The sequence below is a fragment of the Pseudomonas sp. KB_15 genome (genome assembly GCF_052114525.1).
GTDB lineage: Bacteria > Pseudomonadota > Gammaproteobacteria > Pseudomonadales > Pseudomonadaceae > Aquipseudomonas.
This window is the reverse complement of the sequence record NZ_JBFREX010000013.1, coordinates 55737-77603: the sequence shown is the minus strand read 5'-3', so window position 1 is coordinate 77603 and position 21867 is coordinate 55737. Positions and strand designations below refer to the sequence as shown.

The following is a 21867-nucleotide window of genomic DNA, read 5'->3' as shown; positions in this document are numbered from 1 at the left end:
TGCTCCCGTCGGGAGGGGCCAAACAAGCAGGTGACCAAGCTGGGGAACGCTGATGGCTTACTCATATACTGAGAAAAAACGTATCCGCAAGGACTTTAGCAAGTTGCCGGACGTCATGGATGTGCCGTACCTCCTGGCCATCCAGCTGGATTCGTATCGTGAATTCTTGCAAGCGGGAGCGACTAAAGATCAGTTCCGCGACGTGGGCCTGCATGCGGCCTTCAAATCCGTTTTCCCGATCATCAGCTACTCCGGCAATGCTGCGCTGGAGTACGTCGGTTATCGCCTGGGCGAACCGGCATTTGATGTCAAAGAATGCGTATTGCGCGGTGTAACTTACGCCGTACCTTTGCGGGTAAAAGTGCGCCTGATCATTTTCGACAAAGAGTCGTCGAACAAAGCGATCAAGGACATCAAAGAGCAAGAAGTCTACATGGGTGAAATCCCCCTGATGACTGAAAACGGTACCTTCGTAATCAACGGTACCGAGCGTGTAATCGTTTCCCAGCTGCACCGTTCCCCGGGCGTGTTCTTCGACCACGACCGTGGCAAGACGCACAGCTCCGGTAAACTGCTGTACTCCGCGCGCATCATTCCTTACCGCGGTTCGTGGCTGGACTTCGAGTTCGACCCGAAAGACTGCGTATTCGTGCGTATCGACCGTCGTCGCAAGCTGCCTGCCTCGGTACTGCTGCGCGCGCTGGGCTATACCACTGAAGAAGTGCTGGACGCGTTCTATACCACCAACGTATTTCACGTGAAGGGCGAGACCCTGAGCCTGGAACTGGTGCCTCAGCGCCTGCGCGGTGAAATCGCTGTCCTCGATATTCAGGATGACAAAGGCAAGGTTATTGTCGAGCAAGGTCGTCGTATCACCGCTCGCCACATCAACCAGCTGGAAAAAGCCGGGATCAAAGAGCTGGATGTGCCTCTGGACTACGTCCTGGGTCGCACAACCGCCAAGGTCATCGTGCATCCGGCAACCGGCGAAATCCTGGCAGAGTGCAACACCGAGCTGAACACCGAGATCCTGGCCAAAATCGCCAAGGCTCAGGTTGTTCGCATCGAAACTCTGTACACCAACGATATCGACTGCGGTCCGTTCGTCTCCGACACCCTGAAGATCGACTCCACCAGCAACCAACTGGAAGCGCTGGTCGAGATCTATCGCATGATGCGTCCTGGCGAGCCGCCAACCAAAGACGCTGCAGAGACCCTGTTCAACAACCTGTTCTTCAGCCCTGAGCGCTACGACCTGTCTGCGGTCGGCCGGATGAAGTTCAACCGTCGTATCGGTCGTACCGAAATCGAAGGTTCGGGCGTGCTGTGCAAGGAAGACATCGTCGCGGTACTGAAGACCCTGGTCGACATCCGTAACGGTAAAGGCATCGTCGATGACATCGACCACCTGGGTAACCGTCGTGTTCGCTGCGTAGGCGAAATGGCCGAGAACCAGTTCCGCGTTGGCCTGGTACGTGTTGAGCGTGCGGTCAAAGAGCGTCTGTCGATGGCTGAAAGCGAAGGCCTGATGCCGCAAGACCTGATCAACGCCAAGCCAGTGGCTGCGGCGGTGAAGGAGTTCTTCGGTTCCAGCCAGCTGTCCCAGTTCATGGACCAGAACAACCCGCTGTCCGAGATCACCCACAAGCGTCGTGTTTCTGCACTCGGCCCTGGCGGTCTGACTCGTGAGCGTGCCGGCTTTGAAGTTCGTGACGTACACCCGACGCACTACGGTCGTGTTTGCCCGATCGAAACGCCGGAAGGTCCGAACATCGGTCTGATCAACTCCCTGGCCGCTTATGCGCGCACCAACCAGTACGGCTTCCTGGAAAGCCCGTACCGCGTGGTGAAAGACGCTCTGGTCACCGACGAGATCGTGTTCCTGTCTGCCATCGAAGAAGCCGATCACGTGATCGCTCAGGCCTCGGCCACGATGAACGACAAGAAAGTCCTGATCGACGAGCTGGTAGCTGTTCGTCACCTGAACGAATTCACCGTCAAGGCGCCGGAAGACGTCACCTTGATGGACGTATCGCCGAAGCAGGTAGTTTCGGTTGCTGCGTCGCTGATTCCGTTCCTCGAGCACGACGACGCCAACCGTGCGTTGATGGGTTCGAACATGCAGCGTCAAGCTGTACCAACCCTGCGCGCTGACAAGCCGCTGGTAGGTACCGGCATGGAGCGTAACGTAGCCCGTGACTCCGGCGTTTGCGTCGTGGCTCGTCGTGGCGGCGTGATCGACTCCGTCGACGCCAGCCGTATTGTGGTTCGTGTTGCCGATGACGAAGTTGAAACCGGTGAAGCCGGTGTCGACATCTACAACCTGACCAAGTACACCCGCTCCAACCAGAACACCTGCATCAACCAGCGTCCGCTGGTGCGTAAGGGTGATCGGGTTCAGCGTAGCGACATCATGGCCGACGGCCCGTCCACCGACATGGGTGAACTGGCGCTGGGTCAGAACATGCGCATCGCGTTCATGGCATGGAACGGCTTCAACTYCGAAGACTCCATCTGCCTGTCCGAGCGTGTTGTTCAGGAAGACCGTTTCACCACGATCCACATTCAGGAACTGACCTGTGTGGCCCGTGACACCAAGCTTGGCCCAGAGGAAATCACTGCCGACATCCCTAACGTGGGTGAAGCGGCTCTGAACAAACTGGACGAAGCCGGTATCGTTTACGTAGGTGCTGAAGTTGGCGCAGGCGACATCCTGGTCGGTAAGGTCACTCCGAAAGGCGAGACCCAACTGACTCCGGAAGAAAAACTGCTGCGTGCGATCTTCGGTGAAAAAGCCAGCGACGTTAAAGACACTTCCCTGCGTGTACCTACCGGTACCAAAGGTACTGTCATTGACGTACAGGTCTTCACCCGCGACGGCGTTGAGCGTGATGCTCGTGCCCTGTCGATCGAGAAGTCCCAGCTGGACGAGATTCGCAAGGACCTGAACGAAGAGTTCCGTATCGTTGAAGGTGCTACTTTCGAACGTCTGCGTTCCGCTCTGGTCGGCCACAAAGCCGAAGGCGGCGCCGGTCTGAAGAAAGGTCAGGACATCACCGACGAAGTTCTCGACGGTCTTGAGCACGGCCAGTGGTTCAAACTGCGCATGGCTGAAGATGCTCTGAACGAGCAGCTCGAGAAGGCCCAGGCCTACATCGTTGATCGTCGCCGCCTGCTGGACGACAAGTTCGAAGACAAGAAGCGCAAACTGCAGCAGGGCGATGACCTGGCTCCAGGCGTGCTGAAAATCGTCAAGGTTTACCTGGCAATCCGTCGTCGCATCCAGCCGGGCGACAAGATGGCCGGTCGTCACGGTAACAAGGGTGTGGTCTCCGTGATCATGCCGGTTGAAGACATGCCGCACGATGCCAATGGCACCCCGGTCGACGTCGTCCTCAACCCGTTGGGCGTACCTTCGCGTATGAACGTCGGTCAGATCCTTGAAACCCACCTGGGCCTCGCGGCCAAAGGTCTGGGCGAGAAGATCAATCGCATGATTGAAGAGCAGCGTAAAGTTGCCGAGCTGCGCAAGTTCCTGCACGAGATCTATAACGAGATCGGCGGTCGTCAGGAAAGCCTCGATGACTTCTCGGACCAGGAAATCCTGGACCTGGCTCAAAACCTGCGTGGCGGCGTTCCAATGGCCACTCCAGTGTTCGACGGTGCCAAGGAAAGCGAAATCAAGGCCATGCTGAAACTGGCAGACCTGCCAGAAAGCGGCCAGATGCAGCTGACCGACGGCCGTACCGGCAACAAGTTCGAGCGCCCGGTTACCGTTGGCTACATGTACATGCTGAAGCTGAACCACTTGGTAGACGACAAGATGCACGCTCGTTCTACCGGTTCGTACAGCCTGGTTACCCAGCAGCCGCTGGGTGGYAAGGCGCAGTTCGGTGGTCAGCGYTTCGGGGARATGGARGTCTGGGCRCTGGAAGCATACGGTGCCGCTTACACTCTGCAAGAAATGCTCACAGTGAAGTCGGACGATGTGAACGGCCGAACCAAGATGTACAAAAACATCGTGGATGGCGATCACCGTATGGAGCCGGGCATGCCCGAGTCCTTCAACGTGTTGATCAAGGAAATTCGTTCCCTCGGCATCGATATCGATCTGGAAACCGAATAACACGTGACGCGAATCGAGAGCGGGGCAGGATTGCACGCTCTCTGCTCCGCCAGGAGGAAAGGCCTTGAAAGACCTACTGAATTTGCTGAAAAACCAGGGTCAAGTCGAAGAGTTCGACGCCATCCGTATCGGATTGGCATCGCCTGAGATGATCCGTTCGTGGTCGTTCGGTGAAGTTAARAAGCCGGAAACCATCAACTACCGKACGTTCAARCCCGAGCGTGACGGCCTGTTCTGCGCCAAGATCTTTGGCCCGGTAAAGGAYTACGAGTGCCTGTGCGGYAAGTACAAGCGCYTGAAGCACCGTGGCGTGATCTGCGAGAAGTGCGGCGTTGAAGTCRCGCTGGCAAAAGTTCGTCGTGAGCGCATGGCGCACATCGAACTGGCTTCGCCTGTTGCCCACATCTGGTTCCTGAAATCGCTGCCGTCCCGTATCGGCTTGCTGATGGACATGACCCTGCGTGATATCGAACGCGTTCTCTACTTCGAGAGCTACGTCGTTATCGATCCAGGAATGACCACCCTTGAAAAAGGTCAGCTGCTGAACGACGAGCAGTACTTCGAAGCGCTGGAAGAGTTCGGCGACGATTTCGATGCCCGCATGGGTGCCGAAGCTGTCCGCGAACTGCTGCACGCTATCGACCTGGAGCACGAGATTGGCCGCCTGCGTGAAGAAATTCCGCAAACCAACTCCGAAACCAAGATCAAGAAGCTGTCCAAGCGTCTGAAGTTGATGGAAGCCTTCCAGGGTTCCGGCAACCTGCCAGAGTGGATGGTGCTGACCGTTCTGCCGGTTCTGCCGCCAGATCTGCGTCCACTGGTCCCGCTGGATGGCGGTCGCTTCGCGACTTCCGACCTCAACGATCTGTATCGTCGAGTGATCAACCGTAACAACCGTTTGAAGCGCCTGCTGGATCTGTCCGCTCCGGACATCATCGTGCGCAATGAAAAGCGTATGTTGCAGGAAGCCGTCGATGCACTGCTCGACAACGGTCGTCGTGGCCGCGCTATCACCGGTTCCAACAAGCGTCCTCTGAAATCCCTGGCTGACATGATCAAGGGTAAGCAGGGTCGTTTCCGTCAGAACTTGCTCGGTAAGCGTGTTGACTACTCCGGTCGTTCGGTAATTACCGTAGGTCCGACCCTGCGTCTGCACCAGTGCGGTCTGCCGAAGAAGATGGCTCTCGAGCTGTTCAAACCGTTCATTTTCGGCAAGCTGGAAATGCGTGGTCTCGCGACCACCATCAAGGCTGCCAAGAAGATGGTCGAGCGTGAGCTGCCAGAGGTTTGGGACGTTCTCGCTGAAGTGATTCGCGAACACCCGGTTCTTCTCAACCGTGCGCCGACCCTTCACCGTCTGGGTATCCAGGCGTTTGAACCGGTACTGATCGAAGGTAAGGCTATCCAGCTGCACCCGCTGGTCTGCGCCGCGTACAACGCCGACTTCGACGGCGACCAAATGGCCGTGCACGTACCGCTGACGCTGGAAGCCCAGCTGGAAGCGCGTGCGTTGATGATGTCGACCAACAACATTCTGTCGCCAGCCAACGGTGAGCCAATCATCGTTCCGTCGCAGGACGTTGTATTGGGTCTGTACTACATGACGCGTGAAGCGATCAACGCCAAGGGCGAAGGTCGTGTGTTCGCGGATCTGCAGGAAGTTGACCGTGTGTTCCGTGCCGGCGAAGCCGCACTGCACGCCAAGGTCAAAGTGCGGATCAACGAAACCGTCAACGACCGTGACGGCGGCAGCGTGACCAACACTCGTATCGTCGACACCACTGTCGGCCGTGCGCTGTTGTTCCAGGTTGTGCCAAAAGGTCTGTCGTACGACGTCGTCAACCTGCCGATGAAGAAAAAGGCGATCTCCAAGCTGATCAACCAGTGCTACCGCGTGGTTGGTCTGAAAGAGACCGTGATCTTCGCTGACCAGTTGATGTACACCGGTTTTGCCTATTCGACCATTTCCGGCGTTTCCATCGGTGTTAACGACTTCGTTATCCCGGATGAAAAAGCCCGCATCATCGGTGCAGCCACCGACGAAGTGAAAGAGATCGAAAGTCAGTACGCCTCCGGCCTGGTAACCCAGGGCGAGAAGTACAACAAAGTGATCGACCTTTGGTCCAAGGCGAACGACGAAGTTTCCAAGGCGATGATGGCCAACCTCTCGAAAGAGAAAGTCATCGACCGTCATGGCGTCGAAGTCGACCAGGAGTCCTTCAACTCGATGTACATGATGGCTGACTCGGGTGCGCGGGGTTCCGCAGCACAGATTCGTCAGCTGGCCGGTATGCGTGGCCTGATGGCCAAGCCGGAGGGTTCCATCATTGAAACGCCGATTACKGCGAACTTCCGTGAAGGTTTGAGCGTACTCCAGTACTTCATCTCCACTCACGGTGCTCGTAAAGGTCTGGCGGATACCGCGTTGAAAACCGCTAACTCCGGTTACCTGACTCGTCGTCTGGTAGACGTGGCACAGGATCTGGTTGTAACCGAGATCGATTGCGGCACCGAGCACGGCCTGCTGATGACTCCGCACATTGAAGGCGGTGACGTTGTAGAGCCGTTGGGTGAGCGCGTATTGGGTCGTGTTATTGCCCGTGACGTATTCAAGCCAGGTACCGAGGACGTCATCGTTCCTGCCGGCACCCTGGTAGACGAAAAGTGGGTCGAGTTCATCGAGCTGAACAGCATCGACGAAGTGATCGTGCGTTCGCCGATCAGCTGCGAAACCCGCTACGGCATTTGCGCCAAGTGCTACGGCCGCGATCTGGCTCGTGGTCACCAGGTGAACATCGGTGAAGCGGTCGGCGTTATCGCCGCCCAGTCCATCGGTGAGCCGGGTACCCAGCTGACGATGCGTACGTTCCACATCGGTGGTGCGGCAAGCCGGACCTCCGCAGCCGACAGCGTTCAGGTGAAGAATGGCGGTACCGTCCGTCTGCATAACCTGAAGCACGTTGAGCGAGTGGATGGTCACCTGGTGGCTGTGTCCCGTTCCGGTGAGCTGGCCATCGCTGATGACTTCGGTCGTGAGCGTGAGCGTTACAAGCTGCCGTACGGTGCTGTGATTTCGGTTAAGGAAGGTGACAAGGTCGACGCTGGCGCAATCGTGGCCAAGTGGGATCCGCACACTCACCCGATCGTTACCGAGATGAAAGGTACCGTGACCTACGTGGGCATGGAAGAAGGCATCACGATCAAGCGTCAGACTGACGAATTGACCGGTATGACCAACATTGAAGTACTCGACGCCAAAGATCGTCCAGCTGCCGGTAAGGACATCCGTCCTGCCGTGAAGATGGTCGACGACAACGGCAAAGATCTGTTGCTGCCAGGCACTGACGTAATCGCTCAGTACTTCCTGCCAGCCAACGCCCTGGTCGGTGTAGCGGATGGTGCGAAGATCGCGATCGGTGATGTTATCGCTCGTATCCCGCAAGAAACTTCGAAGACCCGTGACATCACCGGTGGTCTGCCGCGTGTTGCCGACCTTTTCGAAGCCCGTCGTCCGAAAGAAGCGTCGATTCTGGCTGAAGTCAGCGGCACCATCGCGTTCGGTAAAGAGACCAAGGGCAAGCGCCGTCTGGTCATTACCCCGAACGACGGTAGCGATCCGTACGAAGAGCTGATTCCGAAGTGGCGTCACCTGAACGTCTTCGAAGGCGAACAGGTAAACCGCGGCGAAGTTATCTCCGACGGCCCGAGCGATCCACACGACATCCTGCGTCTGCTGGGTGTGAGTGCGCTGGCCAAGTACATCGTTAACGAGATCCAGGACGTTTACCGTCTGCAAGGCGTGAAGATCAACGACAAGCACATCGAGACCATCCTGCGTCAGATGCTGCGTAAAGTTGAGATCGCTGAATCCGGCGATTCCAGTTTCATCAAGGGCGACCAGATGGAATTGACTCACGTACTGGTAGAGAACGAGCGTCTGAGCGGCGAAGACAAGTTTGTCTCCAAGTTCACTCGCGTTCTGCTGGGTATCACCAAGGCGTCGTTGTCCACCGAATCGTTCATCTCGGCGGCTTCCTTCCAGGAAACCACTCGCGTACTGACCGAAGCGGCGGTAACCGGCAAGCGCGATTACCTGCGCGGCCTGAAAGAAAACGTGGTCGTGGGTCGTCTGATCCCGGCCGGTACCGGTCTGGCTTATCACAGCGAGCGTAAGCGCCGCCGTGATGCAGACAAGCCGTTGCGCGTAAGCGCCAGTGAAGTGGAAGCTGCACTGACCGAAGCGCTGAACTCGAGCGGTAACTGAGTTCTGCGGTAAATGAGTGTGAGGCCCTGGTCGCTCCGTTCATCGAATCGAGACAATTTGTCGGGATTGGATGAGCGGGGAGGGCGGGGCCTTGCCTTGACTGGGGACAAGATCCTCTTTAGACTCTTGTACCCCTAAATTTGGCGGGAACTCGTTCCTGCCATTTTGCTTTTCTTGCAAGACAATAGCGTCGCAAGACAACAGTGGAGCTAGTAGATGGCAACTATCAACCAGCTGGTAMGTCAGCCGCGTAAGCGTATCGTCGAGAAATCCGACGTGCCTGCGCTGCAGAACTGCCCGCAACGCCGTGGCGTGTGCACCCGTGTGTACACCACCACGCCGAAAAAACCTAACTCGGCACTGCGTAAAGTATGCCGTGTGCGTCTGACCAACGGTTTCGAGGTTTCCTCGTACATCGGTGGTGAAGGCCACAACCTGCAAGAGCACAGCGTGGTACTGATCCGCGGCGGTCGTGTAAAAGACTTGCCAGGTGTTCGTTACCACACCGTTCGCGGTTCGTTGGATACTTCCGGTGTTAAAGGTCGTAACCAGGGTCGTTCGAAGTACGGTACCAAGCGTCCGAAGTAATCGGTCGTTTTGCAGTATTTAATTTTATTGAGTCGATAAGAGTAAGGTCGGGCACGTATCCACAGGATCTGTCCCGGGCTAACCTGAAGACCGTTTGAGGGCTTATCAATGCCAAGACGTCGCGTAGCAGCCAAGCGTGAGATTCTGGACGATCCGAAATACGGAAGCCAAATCCTCGCCAAATTCATGAACCACGTAATGGAAAGCGGCAAGAAAGCCGTTGCCGAGCGTATCGTTTATGGTGCCCTGGATACCGTGAAGGCTCGTAAGGCCGGCACCGATCCCCTGGAACTCTTCGAAAAAGCACTCGACGCCATCGCTCCGCTGGTCGAAGTGAAGTCGCGCCGCGTTGGTGGTGCTACTTACCAGGTTCCGGTCGAGGTTCGTCCTTCCCGTCGTAACGCTCTGGCAATGCGCTGGTTGGTAGACTACGCCCGCAAGCGCGGCGAGAAGTCTATGGCTCTGCGTTTGGCTGGCGAACTGTTGGACGCTGCCGAAGGTAAAGGTGCTGCAGTTAAGAAGCGTGAAGACGTTCACCGTATGGCTGAAGCCAACAAGGCTTTCTCGCACTACCGCTTCTAATTTTAGCGTCACTCATTTTGCGAGGGCTTTATGGCTCGTACAACACCGATTAATCGCTACCGTAACATTGGTATCGTTGCACACGTGGATGCTGGTAAAACCACCACCACTGAGCGCGTCCTTTTTTACACTGGCAAAAGTCACAAAATGGGCGAGGTGCATGACGGCGCCGCGACCACAGACTGGATGGTGCAGGAGCAGGAGCGTGGTATTACCATTACTTCTGCTGCCATTACCGCCTTCTGGCAGGGTTCTGCGAAGCAGCACAAGGACCAGTACCGTTTCAACGTTATCGATACCCCGGGCCACGTAGACTTCACTATTGAAGTTGAGCGTTCCCTGCGTGTACTCGACGGCGCGGTCGTTGTGTTCTGTGGTACTTCCGGCGTTGAGCCTCAGTCCGAAACCGTATGGCGTCAAGCCAACAAGTACGGTGTTCCACGTATCGTTTACGTGAACAAGATGGACCGTGCCGGTGCGAACTTCCTGCGTGTGATCGCTCAGATCAAGCAGCGTCTGGGTCACACTCCGGTGCCGATCCAGTTGGCTATCGGTTCCGAAGACAACTTCCAGGGTCAGATCGATCTGATGACCATGGAAGCGGTTTACTGGAACGATGCTGACAAGGGCATGACTCCACGTCGCGAGGCTATCCCTGCTGAACTGCAGGAACTGGCTGAAGAGTGGCGCAACAACATGGTTGAGGCTGCGGCCGAAGCCAGCGAAGAACTGATGAACAAGTACCTTGAAGGTGAAGAGCTCACCATCGAGGAAATCAAGGGTGCTCTGCGTCAGCGTACTATCGCTGGTGAGATCGTTCTGGCTGTTTGCGGTTCTTCCTTCAAGAACAAGGGTGTTCCCCTGGTTCTCGACGCCGTTATCGACTACCTGCCGGCTCCAACCGACATTCCTGCCATCAAGGGTACTGACCCGGATGACGAGGAAAAGCAAATGGAGCGTCATGCAGACGACAACGAGCCGTTCTCGGCTCTGGCGTTCAAGATCGCTACCGACCCATTCGTGGGTACCTTGACTTTCGTCCGTGTTTACTCGGGCGTGTTGGCCTCCGGCGACGGCGTGATCAACTCGGTCAAAGGCAAGAAAGAGCGCGTGGGCCGTATGGTGCAAATGCACGCAAACGCCCGTGAAGAGATCAAGGAAGTGCGCGCTGGTGACATCGCGGCCTTGATCGGCATGAAGGACGTCACCACTGGTGAAACCTTGTGCAACGCTGACAAGCCAATCATCCTGGTTCGCATGGACTTCCCGGAGCCGGTTATTTCGGTTGCCGTTGAGCCTAAGACCAAGGATGACCAGGAAAAAATGGGTATCGCTCTGGGCAAGCTTGCTCAGGAAGACCCGTCTTTCCGCGTCAAGACTGATGAAGAGACTGGTCAAACGATCATCTCTGGCATGGGCGAGCTGCACCTGGACATCCTGGTTGACCGGATGCGCCGTGAGTTCAACGTCGAAGCCAACATCGGCAAGCCTCAGGTTTCGTATCGTGAGCGCATCACGAAGAACTGCGAAATCGAAGGCAAGTTCGTTCGTCAGTCCGGTGGTCGTGGCCAGTTCGGCCATTGCTGGATCCGTTTTGCTCCTGCTGACGAAGGTCAGGAAGGTCTGCAATTCGTGAACGAAGTAGTGGGTGGTGTGGTTCCTAAGGAATACATCCCGGCTATCCAGAAGGGTATCGAAGAGCAGATGAAGAACGGCGTTGTTGCCGGCTATCCGCTGATCGGCCTGAAGGCTACCGTGTTTGATGGTTCTTACCACGACGTCGACTCGAACGAGATGGCGTTTAAGGTGGCTGCTTCCATGGCGACCAAGCAACTGGCCCAGAAGGGCGGTGGTGAGTTGCTCGAGCCGATCATGGCGGTAGAGGTTGTTACGCCTGAAGACTATATGGGTGACGTGATGGGCGACCTTAACCGTCGTCGCGGCATGATCTTGGGTATGGAAGACACGGTCTCCGGCAAAGTAATTCGTGCCGAAGTTCCGCTGGGCGAGATGTTCGGTTATGCGACCGACGTTCGTTCCATGTCCCAGGGTCGCGCAAGCTACTCTATGGAATTCAAAAAATACAATACAGCTCCGTCGCACATCGTCGAAACTGTAACCAAAAAACAAGGCTGATTCAGTCCTTTAGGCAAGGAGTTAATTGTCGTGGCTAAAGAAAAATTTGATCGTTCCCTACCGCACGTCAACGTTGGCACTATCGGTCACGTTGACCACGGTAAAACCACTCTGACCGCAGCTCTGACTCGCGTTTGCTCCGAAGTTTTCGGTTCCGCAATCGTTGAATTCGACAAGATCGACAGCGCGCCAGAAGAAAAAGCTCGTGGTATCACCATCAACACCGCGCACGTCGAGTACAACTCGAAGATTCGTCACTACGCTCACGTTGACTGCCCAGGTCACGCTGACTATGTGAAGAACATGATCACCGGTGCTGCCCAGATGGACGGCGCGATCCTGGTTTGCTCGGCCGCTGATGGTCCGATGCCACAAACCCGTGAGCACATCCTGCTGTCCCGCCAGGTAGGCGTTCCGTACATCGTGGTTTTCCTGAACAAGGCTGACCTGGTAGACGACGCTGAGCTGCTGGAACTGGTAGAGATGGAAGTGCGCGATCTGCTGAGCACTTACGACTTCCCAGGTGACGACACTCCAATCATCATTGGTTCGGCCCGTATGGCGCTGGAAGGCAAAGATGACAACGAGATGGGCACCACTGCCGTCAAGAAGCTGGTAGAAACTCTGGACAGCTACATCCCAGAGCCAGAGCGTGCTATCGACAAGCCGTTCCTGATGCCAATCGAAGACGTATTCTCGATCTCCGGTCGCGGTACTGTTGTAACTGGTCGTATCGAGCGCGGTATCGTTCGCGTTCAGGATGCACTGGAAATCGTTGGTCTGCGTGACACCACCACCACCACCTGCACCGGTGTTGAAATGTTCCGCAAGCTGCTCGACGAAGGTCGTGCTGGCGAGAACTGCGGCGTTCTGCTGCGTGGTACCAAGCGTGACGACGTTGAGCGTGGCCAGGTTCTGGTCAAGCCAGGTTCGGTTAAGCCGCACACCAAGTTCACCGCAGAAGTTTACGTTCTGAGCAAGGAAGAAGGCGGTCGTCACACTCCGTTCTTCAAAGGCTACCGTCCACAGTTCTACTTCCGTACTACTGACGTGACTGGTAACTGCCAGCTGCCAGAAGGCGTTGAAATGGTAATGCCAGGTGATAACATCCAGATGGAAGTTACCCTGATCAAGACCATCGCRATGGAAGACGGTCTGCGTTTCGCYATCCGYGAAGGCGGTCGTACCGTCGGCGCTGGCGTCGTAGCCAAAATCATCGAGTAAGCATCTCTTTTGAGATAGCTTCGATGCTTTGAAAAGCCCCCGCTCAGCGGGGGCTTTTTTATTGGGTTGACACCCATCTGGGGCGTCTATAGAATTGCGCCTCCTTTTAACGGGCGTATTGCGCCCGGTGGGAATAGCAGCCGGAGTCTGAAATCCAATGCAAAATCAGCAAATCCGTATCAGGTTGAAGGCTTTCGACCATCGCCTGATCGACCAATCAACCCAGGAAATCGTGGAAACCGCGAAACGTACTGGTGCTCAAGTGCGTGGTCCAATTCCACTGCCTACCCGTAAAGAGCGGTTCACCGTTCTGGTCTCCCCGCACGTCAACAAAGACGCGCGTGACCAGTACGAGATCCGTACTCATAAGCGTGTTCTGGACATCGTCCAGCCAACGGATAAAACCGTTGATGCTCTTATGAAGCTTGATCTTGCGGCCGGTGTGGAAGTGCAGATCAGCCTCGGCTAAGACTCGGTCTTAGTCGTGTAACGCTCTGAAATGGGCGGCCATAGCGGGTGAAAGCCCCGTACACTCATGAGGTTTACAACATGACTATTGGTGTAGTCGGTCGTAAATGCGGTATGACCCGTATTTTCACCGAAGAAGGTGTCTCCATTCCGGTCACGGTCATTGAGATCGAACCGAATCGCGTCACCCAGTTCAAAACTGAAGAGACCGATGGCTATCGTGCAGTGCAAGTCACTGTCGGCGAGCGTCGTGCTTCGCGTGTAACAGCAGCTCAGGCTGGCCACTTCGCTAAAGCGAACGTTGCCGCTGGTCGTACCGTAATGGAATTCCGCCTTGAAGAAGGCGAGTACCAGGCCGGCGATCTGATCAACGCTGAAATCTTCGCCGCTGGTCAACTGGTTGATGTAACCGGTCAGTCCAAGGGTAAAGGCTTCCAGGGTACGATCAAGCGTTGGAATTTCCGCGGGCAAGATAACACCCACGGTAACTCCGTATCCCACCGCGTTCCAGGCTCTATCGGCCAGTGCCAGACTCCTGGTCGTGTATTCAAGGGCAAAAAAATGTCCGGTCATATGGGCGCTGAGCGCGTGACCGTGCAGTCCCTCGAAGTAGTGCGCGTGGACGCTGAACGCAATCTGTTGTTGGTCAAGGGCGCTGTTCCTGGCGCTACTGGCGGCAACTTGGTTGTACGTCCAGCAGCCAAGGCTCGCGGTTAAGGGGAAGCTGACATGCAATTAAATGTAAATGACGCTCAAGCGATCGAAGTTTCCGAACTGACATTTGGCGGCGAATTCAACGAGACGCTGGTTCACCAAGCAGTCGTGGCCTACATGGCCGGCGGCCGTCAGGGTTCCAAGCAGCAAAAGACCCGTTCCGACGTTCGTGGTGGCGGCAAGCGCCCATGGCGTCAGAAAGGTACTGGCCGTGCTCGTGCCGGTACTATCCGTAGCCCAATCTGGCGTGGCGGCGGTACCACTTTCGCAGCTCGTCCTCAGGATCACTCCCAGAAGCTGAACAAGAAGATGTATCGCGCAGCAATGCGTTCCATCCTTGCTGAGCTGGTGCGTACTGATCGTCTGGTCGTGGTTCAGGATTTCGCCGTTGAAACGCCGAAAACCAAAGACCTGCTGGGCAAACTGAACAACATGAGCCTGACCGACGTTCTGATCGTGTCCGACGCTGTTGATCAGAACCTGTACCTGGCTGCTCGTAACCTGCCACACGTAGATGTACGTGACGTGCAAGGTTCCGATCCAGTTAGTCTGATCGCATACGACAAGGTGTTGATCACCGTGTCGGCCGTGAAGAAATTCGAGGAGCTGCTGGGATGAACCAGGAACGCGTATTTAAAGTTCTGCTTGGCCCGCACGTTTCCGAGAAGGCTACGGTTCTGGCAGACAAGAAAGGCCAGTTCGTTTTCAAGGTTGCTACTGACGCAACCAAGCTGGAAATCAAGAAGGCCGTCGAAAGCCTGTTCAGCGTGAAAGTAGAGCGTGTTACTACCCTGAACGTTCTGGGTAAGAGCAAGCGCACTGCTCGCGGTCTGGGCAAGCGTAATGACTGGAAGAAGGCAGTTATCTCCCTTCAGCCAGGCCAAGATCTCGATTTCAGCAGCAGTGCTGAGTAAGGAAGGGGTGCATCATGGCAATCGTTAAATGCAAACCGACTTCCCCTGGCCGCCGTTTTGTGGTCAAGGTGGTCAACCAGGAGCTGCATAAAGGCGCTCCTCACGCACCGCTGCTCGAGAAGAAATCGAAGTCTGGTGGTCGTAACAACAATGGCCGTATTACCACTCGTCACATCGGTGGTGGTCATAAGCAGCATTATCGTCTGGTCGACTTCCGTCGCAACGACAAAGATGGCATCGCTGCCACTGTCGAGCGTATCGAATACGATCCAAACCGTACTGCTCACATCGCTCTGCTGCTGTACGCAGATGGCGAGCGTCGCTACATCATCGCCCCTAAAGGCGTGAGCGCTGGCGACCAGCTGATCGCAGGTGCCTTGGCGCCGATCAAGCCGGGCAACGCTCTGCAACTGCGTAACATTCCAGTTGGTAGCACCGTACACGGCATCGAATTGAAGCCAGGTAAAGGCGCTCAGATCGCTCGTTCCGCTGGTGCTTCGGCTCAGCTGATCGCCCGTGAAGGCGTTTACGTGACCCTGCGTCTGCGTTCTGGTGAGATGCGTAAAGTGCTGGCTGAATGCCGTGCGACCCTGGGCGAAGTCTCGAACTCCGAGCACAGCCTGCGTTCGCTGGGTAAAGCTGGTGCCAAACGCTGGCGTGGCGTTCGCCCAACCGTTCGTGGTGTTGCCATGAACCCGGTTGACCACCCACATGGTGGTGGTGAAGGTCGTACCTCTGGTGGTCGTCATCCGGTATCGCCATGGGGCTTCCCGACTAAGGGCGCGAAGACTCGTGGTAATAAGCGTACCGACAAAATGATCGTCCGTCGTCGCAAGTAAATAGAGGGATACGACAGTGCCACGTTCTCTGAAAAAAGGTCCTTTTATCGATCTTCACCTACTGAAGAAGATCGAAGTGGCGGCGGAAAAGAACGATCGCAAACCGGTGAAAACCTGGTCGCGTCGTTCGATGATCCTGCCACAAATGGTCGGTCTGACCATCGCAGTACACAACGGTCGTCAGCACGTCCCAGTTCTCGTGAACGAAGACATGGTCGGCCACAAACTGGGCGAGTTCGCCGGTACCCGCACTTATCGCGGGCACGTGGCAGACAAGAAAGCCAAGCGTTAAGGGGTTAGGAAATGGAAGTAGCCGCTAAGTTGTCGGGCGCTCGAATCTCCGCCCAGAAAGCCCGCTTGGTCGCCGACCAGATCCGCGGGAAGAAGGTGGGCGAAGCGCTCAACCTGTTGGCTTTCAGCAGTAAGAAAGCCGCCGAGATCATGAAGAAAGTGCTGGAGTCGGCCGTAGCCAACGCCGAGCATAACGAAGGCGCAGACGTTGATGACCTGAAGGTCAGCACTGTTTTCGTCAACGAAGGGCGTTCGCTGAAGCGCATCATGCCACGTGCCAAAGGCCGTGCTGATCGCATCGTCAAGCGGTCTTGCCATATCACTGTCAAGGTTGCTGACAAGTAACGGAGTCGAAGAGATGGGTCAGAAAGTACATCCCATTGGCATTCGCCTGGGAATCGTCAAGGAGCACACCTCCGTCTGGTACGCAGACGGTCGGACTTATGCGGACTATTTGCTCGCAGATCTGAATGTGCGTGAGTACCTCCAAGACAAACTAAAAAGCGCGTCCGTAAGCCGTATCGATATCCATCGTCCGGCCCAAACTGCACGCATCACCATCCACACCGCTCGTCCAGGTATCGTTATCGGGAAGAAAGGTGAAGATGTTGAGAAACTGCGTCAGGACCTGACCAAGCAAATGGGTGTGCCTGTGCACATCAATATCGAAGAGATCCGCAAGCCGGAGCTCGACGGTATGCTGGTTGCGCAGAGCGTAGCTCAGCAGCTGGAGCGTCGCGTAATGTTCCGTCGTGCTATGAAGCGCGCCGTACAGAACGCCATGCGCATTGGTGCCAAAGGCATCAAAATCCAAGTGAGCGGTCGTCTCGGCGGTGCTGAAATCGCACGTACTGAATGGTATCGCGAAGGTCGTGTGCCATTGCACACCCTGCGTGCCGACATCGACTATGCCAACTACGAAGCTCACACCACTTACGGTGTGATCGGTGTAAAGGTTTGGATCTTCAAAGGCGAAGTAATTGGTGGTCGCCAAGAAGAACTGAAACCACAAGCACCAGCGCCTCGTAAAAAAGCTGCTAAGTAAGGGGTACGCCAAATGTTGCAACCAAAGCGTACGAAGTTCCGCAAGCAGATGACTGGTCACAACCGTGGCCTGGCATTGCGCGGTAGCAAAGTCAGCTTCGGCGAGTTCGCGCTGAAGTCTGTTGCTCGTGGTCGTCTCACCGCTCGTCAGATCGAGTCAGCGCGTCGTGCTCTGACCCGTCACGTAAAACGTGGCGGCAAGATCTGGATCCGTGTATTCCCGGACAAGCCGATCTCCAAAAAACCTCTCGAGGTTCGTATGGGTAAAGGTAAGGGTAACGTGGAGTACTGGGTTGCCCAGATTCAGCCAGGCAAAGTCCTGTATGAAATCGAGGGTGTTTCTGAAGAGCTGGCGCGTGAGGCTTTCGCCCTGGCTGCTGCAAAGCTGCCGCTCGCCACCTCCTTTGTTAAACGGACGGTGATGTGATGAAAGCGAATGAACTTCGTGAAAAATCCGCACAGCAGCTGAACGAGCAACTGCTCGGCCTGCTGCGCGACCAGTTCAATCTGCGTATGCAGAAAGCAACTGGCCAGTTGGGGCAGTCTCATCTGCTCTCGCAAGTTAAGCGTGACATCGCTCGCGTGAAGACTGTGCTCAACCAGCAGGCAGGTAAGTAATCATGGCTGAAGCCGAAAAAACTGTCCGTACGCTGACTGGCCGTGTTGTCAGCGACAAGATGGACAAAACCATCACCGTTCTGATCGAGCGTCGCGTTAAGCACCCGATCTACGGTAAATACGTTAAGCGTTCGACTAAGCTGCACGCGCACGACGAAACCAATCAGTGCCACATCGGCGACAAAGTCACTATTCGTGAAACTCGTCCTTTGGCCAAGACCAAGTCTTGGGCGCTGGTTGATGTTCTCGAACGCGCTGTGGAAGTCTAAGGACTAGGGGTCGGAGAAATTATATGATTCAGACTCAATCCATGCTCGATGTGGCCGATAACAGCGGCGCTCGCCGTGTTATGTGCATCAAGGTGCTGGGTGGCTCCCATCGTCGTTACGCTGGTATCGGTGACATCATCAAAGTTACCGTGAAGGAAGCAATTCCTCGCGGTAAAGTGAAAAAAGGCCAAGTGATGACTGCTGTTGTAGTCCGCACTCGTCACGGCGTACGTCGTGCTGATGGCTCCATTATCCGCTTTGATGGCAACGCTGCTGTTCTGTTGAACAACAAGCAAGAGCCGATCGGCACCCGTATCTTTGGGCCAGTGACCCGTGAACTTCGTACCGAGAAGTTCATGAAGATCGTCTCGCTCGCCCCAGAAGTGCTGTAAGGAGATCCGACATGCAAAAGATTCGTCGTGACGACGAGATCATCGTGATCGCCGGCAAAGACAAAGGTAAGCGCGGTAAGGTGCTGAAGGTTCTTGCTGACAACCGTCTGGTTGTTGGTGGTCTGAACCTGGTCAAGCGTCATACCAAGCCTAACCCGATGTCGGGCGTACAGGGCGGTATCGTCGAGAAAGAAGCGCCACTGCACGCTTCCAACGTCGCCATCTTCAACGGCGAAACCAACAAGGCTGACCGCGTTGGTTTCAAAGTAGAAGACGGTAAGAAAATTCGTGTCTTCAAGTCGACCCAAAAAGCGGTTGATGCTTGAACACTGCTAGGTAGAAGACCATGGCACGACTAAAAGAGATTTACCGGAAGGAAATCGCTCCGAAACTTAAGGAAGAACTTAAGCTTTCGAACGTGATGGAAGTTCCGCGCGTTACCAAAATCACCCTGAACATGGGTCTGGGCGAAGCGATCGGCGACAAAAAAGTCATCGAGCACGCTGTTGCTGACCTGGAAAAGATCACCGGCCAGAAAGTCGTTGTGACCTACGCTCGCAAATCCATCGCAGGCTTTAAAGTCCGTGAAGGTTGGCCGATCGGCGTCAAAGTGACCCTGCGCCGTGAGCGTATGTACGAGTTCCTGGATCGTCTGCTGTCGATCTCCCTGCCTCGGGTTCGCGACTTCCGCGGCCTGAATGCCAAGTCCTTCGATGGTCGTGGCAACTACAGCATGGGCGTGAAAGAGCAGATCATCTTCCCGGAAATCGACTACGACAAGATCGATGCTCTCCGCGGTCTGGACATCACCCTGACCACCACTGCCAAGAACGATGATGAAGGCCGCGCTCTGCTGCGTGCGTTCAAATTCCCGTTCCGCAACTGATTGGAGTAGGACCATGGCCAAGATGAGCATGAAAAACCGCGAGCTGAAGCGTCAGCTCACGGTTGCCAAGTACGCCAAGAAGCGTGCAGCACTGAAAGCTATCATCGTTGATCTGAACGCAAGTCCAGAAGCGCGTTGGGAAGCTACAGTAGCTCTGCAGAAGCAGCCACGTGACGCAAGCGCTTCGCGCATGCGTAACCGCTGCCGCCTGACCGGTCGTCCACACGGCGTTTACCGCAAGTTCGGCCTCGGCCGTAACAAGCTGCGTGAAGCTGCCATGCGTGGTGACGTACCGGGTCTGGTTAAAGCCAGCTGGTAAGTACTGTCAAAGTCTCGGTGTCCAGGATCGCAAGATCCTGACCACCGGTGGCCTTGAATCTGGATCAAGCCCCTTTTGGGGCTTGATTCATTTCTGGGGTGTGTCTAGAATACCCGGCTCGCCTGAGCCCGTGTTTTTCATGCCCGGAGATTCTCGGCGACACGTAATAGCCGCAAGGCTAATTTTTTTGTATTAGGAGCGTCTAGCCCATGAGTATGCAGGACCCGTTAGCGGACATGCTAACTCGTATCCGTAATGCCCAGATGGCTGAAAAGTCCGTCGTAAGCATGCCATCTTCCACGTTGAAGGTAGCTGTTGCCAAAGTCCTGAAGGACGAAGGTTACATTGCGGGTTATCAGATCAGCAGCGAAATCAAACCACTGCTGTCCATCGAGCTGAAGTACTTCGAAGGCCGTCCGGTTATCGAAGAAGTGAAGCGCGTTAGCCGTCCAGGCCTGCGTCAGTACAAGTCCGTCGATGATCTGCCAAAAGTTCGTGGCGGTCTCGGTGTGTCTATCGTCTCCACCAACAAGGGTGTGATGACTGATCGTGCTGCGCGCGCTGCCGGTGTCGGCGGCGAAGTTCTTTGCACTGTGTTCTAAGGGGGGATAAGCATGTCTCGCGTCGCTAAGAACCCCGTTAAGCTGCCAGCCGGTGTCGAAGTAAAATTCGCAGGCCAACAGCTTTCGGTGAAGGGTGCCAAGGGCACTCTCGAACTGAACATCCATTCGTCCGTTGAGATCGTTGAAGAAGCTGGTGAGCTGCGTTTCGCTGCTCGCAATGGCGATCAACAGACTCGCGCAATGGCTGGTACCACTCGTGCGTTGGTAAACAACATGGTCCAAGGCGTAAGCCAAGGCTTCGAGCGCAAGCTCCAGCTGGTCGGTGTTGGTTACAAAGCGCAAGCAAAAGGCACAGTGCTGAACCTGGCTCTTGGCTTCTCGCACCCAGTGGATTACGAACTGCCGGAAGGCATCACCGCTGAGACTCCTAGCCAGACCGATATCCTGATCAAGGGCATCGACAAGCAGCTGGTAGGTCAAGTGGCCGCCGAGATCCGCGACTTCCGTCCACCAGAGCCGTACAAAGGCAAAGGTGTGCGCTACGCGGACGAAGTCGTCCGTCGTAAAGAAGCCAAGAAGAAGTAGGGCATAGCAAATGACCGACAAAAAAGTTACTCGACTGCGTCGCGCTCGCAAAGCACGCCTGAAAATGCACGAACTCGAAGTCGTGCGTCTCTGCGTGTTCCGCTCTTCGCAGCACATCTACGCCCAGGTCATTTCGGCCGACGGCAACAAAGTCCTGGCAAGCGCCTCGACTTTGGATAAAGAACTGCGTGATGGTGCCACCGGCAACATCGACGCGGCCACTAAGGTTGGCCAGCTGGTCGCTACGCGTGCTAAGGCCGCTGGCGTCTCGCAGGTGGCTTTCGACCGCTCTGGCTTCAAGTACCACGGCCGCGTTAAAGCGCTGGCTGATGCTGCTCGTGAAGCTGGGCTGGAGTTCTAAGTTATGTCAAATAACGACCAAAAGCGCGACGAAGGCTACATCGAGAAGCTGGTTCAAGTTAACCGCGTAGCCAAAACCGTTAAAGGCGGCCGTATCTTCACTTTCACCGCGTTGACCGTGGTTGGTGATGGTAAAGGCCGTGTTGGCTTCGGCCGTGGCAAGTCGCGTGAAGTGCCTGCTGCGATCCAGAAGGCAATGGAAGCTGCTCGCCGCAACATGATCCAGGTTGATCTGAACGGCACCACCCTGCAATACGCAATGAAGTCCGCTCACGGCGCTTCGAAGGTGTACATGCAGCCTGCTTCTGAAGGTACCGGTATCATCGCTGGCGGCGCTATGCGTGCTGTCCTCGAAGTTGCTGGCGTTCAGAACGTTCTGGCCAAGTGCTACGGCTCGACTAACCCGGTAAACGTGGTTCACGCCACTTTCAAGGGTTTGAAAGCAATGCAGTCTCCTGAATCCATTGCCGCCAAGCGTGGCAAAAGCGTCAAGGAGATCTTCTGATCATGGCTACCGTTAAAGTTACGCTGATCAAAAGCATGACCGGCCGCATCCCTAACCACAAACTGTGCGTTAAGGGTCTGGGTCTGCGTCGCATCGGTCACACTGTAGAAGTCCAGGATACTCCCGAGAATCGCGGGATGATCAACAAGGCTTACTACATGCTGCGTGTCGAGGGTTAAT

Annotated in this window: 26 protein-coding genes; all 26 read left to right on the top strand. The window is 55.7% G+C overall.

The features are described from left to right. The first annotated feature begins 52 nt into the window (after nt 1-52). The 26 genes from rpoB to rpmD all read left to right on the top strand — a co-directional run bounded on the left by rpoB (nt 53) and on the right by rpmD (nt 21866). On the top strand, nt 53-4126 hold the full coding sequence (rpoB, locus tag AB4Z35_RS14030; protein ID WP_442097627.1) for a DNA-directed RNA polymerase subunit beta: 4074 nt from the start codon (nt 53-55) through the stop codon (nt 4124-4126). 64 nt (nt 4127-4190) lie between these two features. Next, entirely contained in the window at nt 4191-8390 is a 4200-nt protein-coding gene (gene rpoC, locus AB4Z35_RS14025; RefSeq protein ID WP_442097625.1) for a DNA-directed RNA polymerase subunit beta', read from the top strand. Between the two features lie 216 nt (nt 8391-8606). Beyond that, nucleotides 8607-8978: a 30S ribosomal protein S12 gene (gene rpsL, locus AB4Z35_RS14020; RefSeq protein ID WP_442097624.1), complete on the top strand. Its 372-nt coding sequence runs from the start codon at nt 8607-8609 to the stop codon at nt 8976-8978. Between the two features lie 108 nt (nt 8979-9086). Then, on the top strand, nt 9087-9560 hold the full coding sequence (rpsG, locus tag AB4Z35_RS14015) for a 30S ribosomal protein S7 (RefSeq protein ID WP_007994653.1): 474 nt from the start codon (nt 9087-9089) through the stop codon (nt 9558-9560). A 30-nt stretch (nt 9561-9590) separates the two neighbouring features. After that, nucleotides 9591-11696, top strand: a complete 2106-nt coding sequence (fusA, locus tag AB4Z35_RS14010) for an elongation factor G (RefSeq protein WP_007994652.1) — start codon at nt 9591-9593, stop codon at nt 11694-11696. Nucleotides 11697-11726: 30 nt separating this feature from the next. Continuing rightward, nucleotides 11727-12920, top strand: coding sequence for an elongation factor Tu (gene tuf, locus AB4Z35_RS14005; RefSeq protein ID WP_007984412.1), 1194 nt, complete (start codon nt 11727-11729; stop codon nt 12918-12920). Between the two features lie 157 nt (nt 12921-13077). Continuing rightward, entirely contained in the window at nt 13078-13389 is a 312-nt protein-coding gene (rpsJ, locus tag AB4Z35_RS14000; RefSeq protein WP_003186070.1) for a 30S ribosomal protein S10, read from the top strand. Nucleotides 13390-13469: 80 nt separating this feature from the next. Beyond that, on the top strand, nt 13470-14105 hold the full coding sequence (rplC, locus tag AB4Z35_RS13995; RefSeq protein WP_003186059.1) for a 50S ribosomal protein L3: 636 nt from the start codon (nt 13470-13472) through the stop codon (nt 14103-14105). Nucleotides 14106-14117: 12 nt separating this feature from the next. Next, a complete protein-coding gene (rplD, locus tag AB4Z35_RS13990) occupies nt 14118-14720 on the top strand; it encodes a 50S ribosomal protein L4 (RefSeq protein WP_003228735.1) in 603 nt (200 codons plus the stop codon). After that, nucleotides 14717-15016, top strand: a complete 300-nt coding sequence (gene rplW / locus AB4Z35_RS13985) for a 50S ribosomal protein L23 (RefSeq protein WP_002555488.1) — start codon at nt 14717-14719, stop codon at nt 15014-15016. The genes rplD and rplW overlap by 4 nt, the downstream gene beginning before the upstream one ends. 14 nt (nt 15017-15030) lie before the next feature. After that, nucleotides 15031-15855, top strand: a complete 825-nt coding sequence (rplB, locus tag AB4Z35_RS13980; RefSeq protein ID WP_003186055.1) for a 50S ribosomal protein L2 — start codon at nt 15031-15033, stop codon at nt 15853-15855. A 16-nt stretch (nt 15856-15871) separates the two neighbouring features. After that, nucleotides 15872-16147, top strand: coding sequence for a 30S ribosomal protein S19 (rpsS, locus tag AB4Z35_RS13975; RefSeq protein WP_002555486.1), 276 nt, complete (start codon nt 15872-15874; stop codon nt 16145-16147). Between the two features lie 11 nt (nt 16148-16158). Further along, nucleotides 16159-16491 carry a 50S ribosomal protein L22 gene (gene rplV / locus AB4Z35_RS13970; protein WP_003103908.1) on the top strand — a complete coding sequence of 111 codons (333 nt, stop codon included), beginning with the start codon at nt 16159-16161 and terminating at the stop codon, nt 16489-16491. Between the two features lie 13 nt (nt 16492-16504). Then, nucleotides 16505-17191: a 30S ribosomal protein S3 gene (gene rpsC, locus AB4Z35_RS13965; protein ID WP_007970424.1), complete on the top strand. Its 687-nt coding sequence runs from the start codon at nt 16505-16507 to the stop codon at nt 17189-17191. Nucleotides 17192-17203: 12 nt separating this feature from the next. Next, nucleotides 17204-17617, top strand: a complete 414-nt coding sequence (gene rplP / locus AB4Z35_RS13960; protein WP_003228729.1) for a 50S ribosomal protein L16 — start codon at nt 17204-17206, stop codon at nt 17615-17617. Next, nucleotides 17617-17808 (top strand): 50S ribosomal protein L29, encoded by a 192-nt coding sequence (rpmC, locus tag AB4Z35_RS13955; RefSeq protein ID WP_002555481.1) that lies wholly within the window; start codon nt 17617-17619, stop codon nt 17806-17808. The genes rplP and rpmC overlap by 1 nt, the downstream gene beginning before the upstream one ends. Before the next feature lie 2 nt (nt 17809-17810). Next, on the top strand, nt 17811-18077 hold the full coding sequence (gene rpsQ, locus AB4Z35_RS13950) for a 30S ribosomal protein S17 (RefSeq protein WP_003176419.1): 267 nt from the start codon (nt 17811-17813) through the stop codon (nt 18075-18077). Nucleotides 18078-18100: 23 nt separating this feature from the next. After that, nucleotides 18101-18469, top strand: coding sequence for a 50S ribosomal protein L14 (rplN, locus tag AB4Z35_RS13945; RefSeq protein ID WP_002555479.1), 369 nt, complete (start codon nt 18101-18103; stop codon nt 18467-18469). 11 nt (nt 18470-18480) lie between these two features. Continuing rightward, complete coding sequence (rplX, locus tag AB4Z35_RS13940; protein ID WP_003186046.1) at nt 18481-18795, top strand: 50S ribosomal protein L24; 315 nt, start codon at nt 18481-18483, stop codon at nt 18793-18795. Nucleotides 18796-18815: 20 nt separating this feature from the next. After that, nucleotides 18816-19355: a 50S ribosomal protein L5 gene (gene rplE, locus AB4Z35_RS13935; RefSeq protein WP_003210069.1), complete on the top strand. Its 540-nt coding sequence runs from the start codon at nt 18816-18818 to the stop codon at nt 19353-19355. Nucleotides 19356-19368: 13 nt separating this feature from the next. Beyond that, nucleotides 19369-19674 (top strand): 30S ribosomal protein S14, encoded by a 306-nt coding sequence (rpsN, locus tag AB4Z35_RS13930; protein ID WP_003176414.1) that lies wholly within the window; start codon nt 19369-19371, stop codon nt 19672-19674. 209 nt (nt 19675-19883) lie between these two features. After that, nucleotides 19884-20276 (top strand): 30S ribosomal protein S8, encoded by a 393-nt coding sequence (rpsH, locus tag AB4Z35_RS13925; RefSeq protein WP_003186040.1) that lies wholly within the window; start codon nt 19884-19886, stop codon nt 20274-20276. A 12-nt stretch (nt 20277-20288) separates the two neighbouring features. After that, nucleotides 20289-20822 (top strand): 50S ribosomal protein L6, encoded by a 534-nt coding sequence (gene rplF / locus AB4Z35_RS13920; RefSeq protein WP_003176412.1) that lies wholly within the window; start codon nt 20289-20291, stop codon nt 20820-20822. A 10-nt stretch (nt 20823-20832) separates the two neighbouring features. Further along, nucleotides 20833-21183 (top strand): 50S ribosomal protein L18, encoded by a 351-nt coding sequence (gene rplR, locus AB4Z35_RS13915; RefSeq protein WP_003186037.1) that lies wholly within the window; start codon nt 20833-20835, stop codon nt 21181-21183. A gap of 3 nt (nt 21184-21186) precedes the next feature. Beyond that, nucleotides 21187-21687 (top strand): 30S ribosomal protein S5, encoded by a 501-nt coding sequence (rpsE, locus tag AB4Z35_RS13910; RefSeq protein WP_003186035.1) that lies wholly within the window; start codon nt 21187-21189, stop codon nt 21685-21687. Between the two features lie 2 nt (nt 21688-21689). After that, nucleotides 21690-21866, top strand: a complete 177-nt coding sequence (gene rpmD / locus AB4Z35_RS13905; RefSeq protein ID WP_003176408.1) for a 50S ribosomal protein L30 — start codon at nt 21690-21692, stop codon at nt 21864-21866. The last annotated feature ends 1 nt before the right edge of the window (nt 21867 follow it).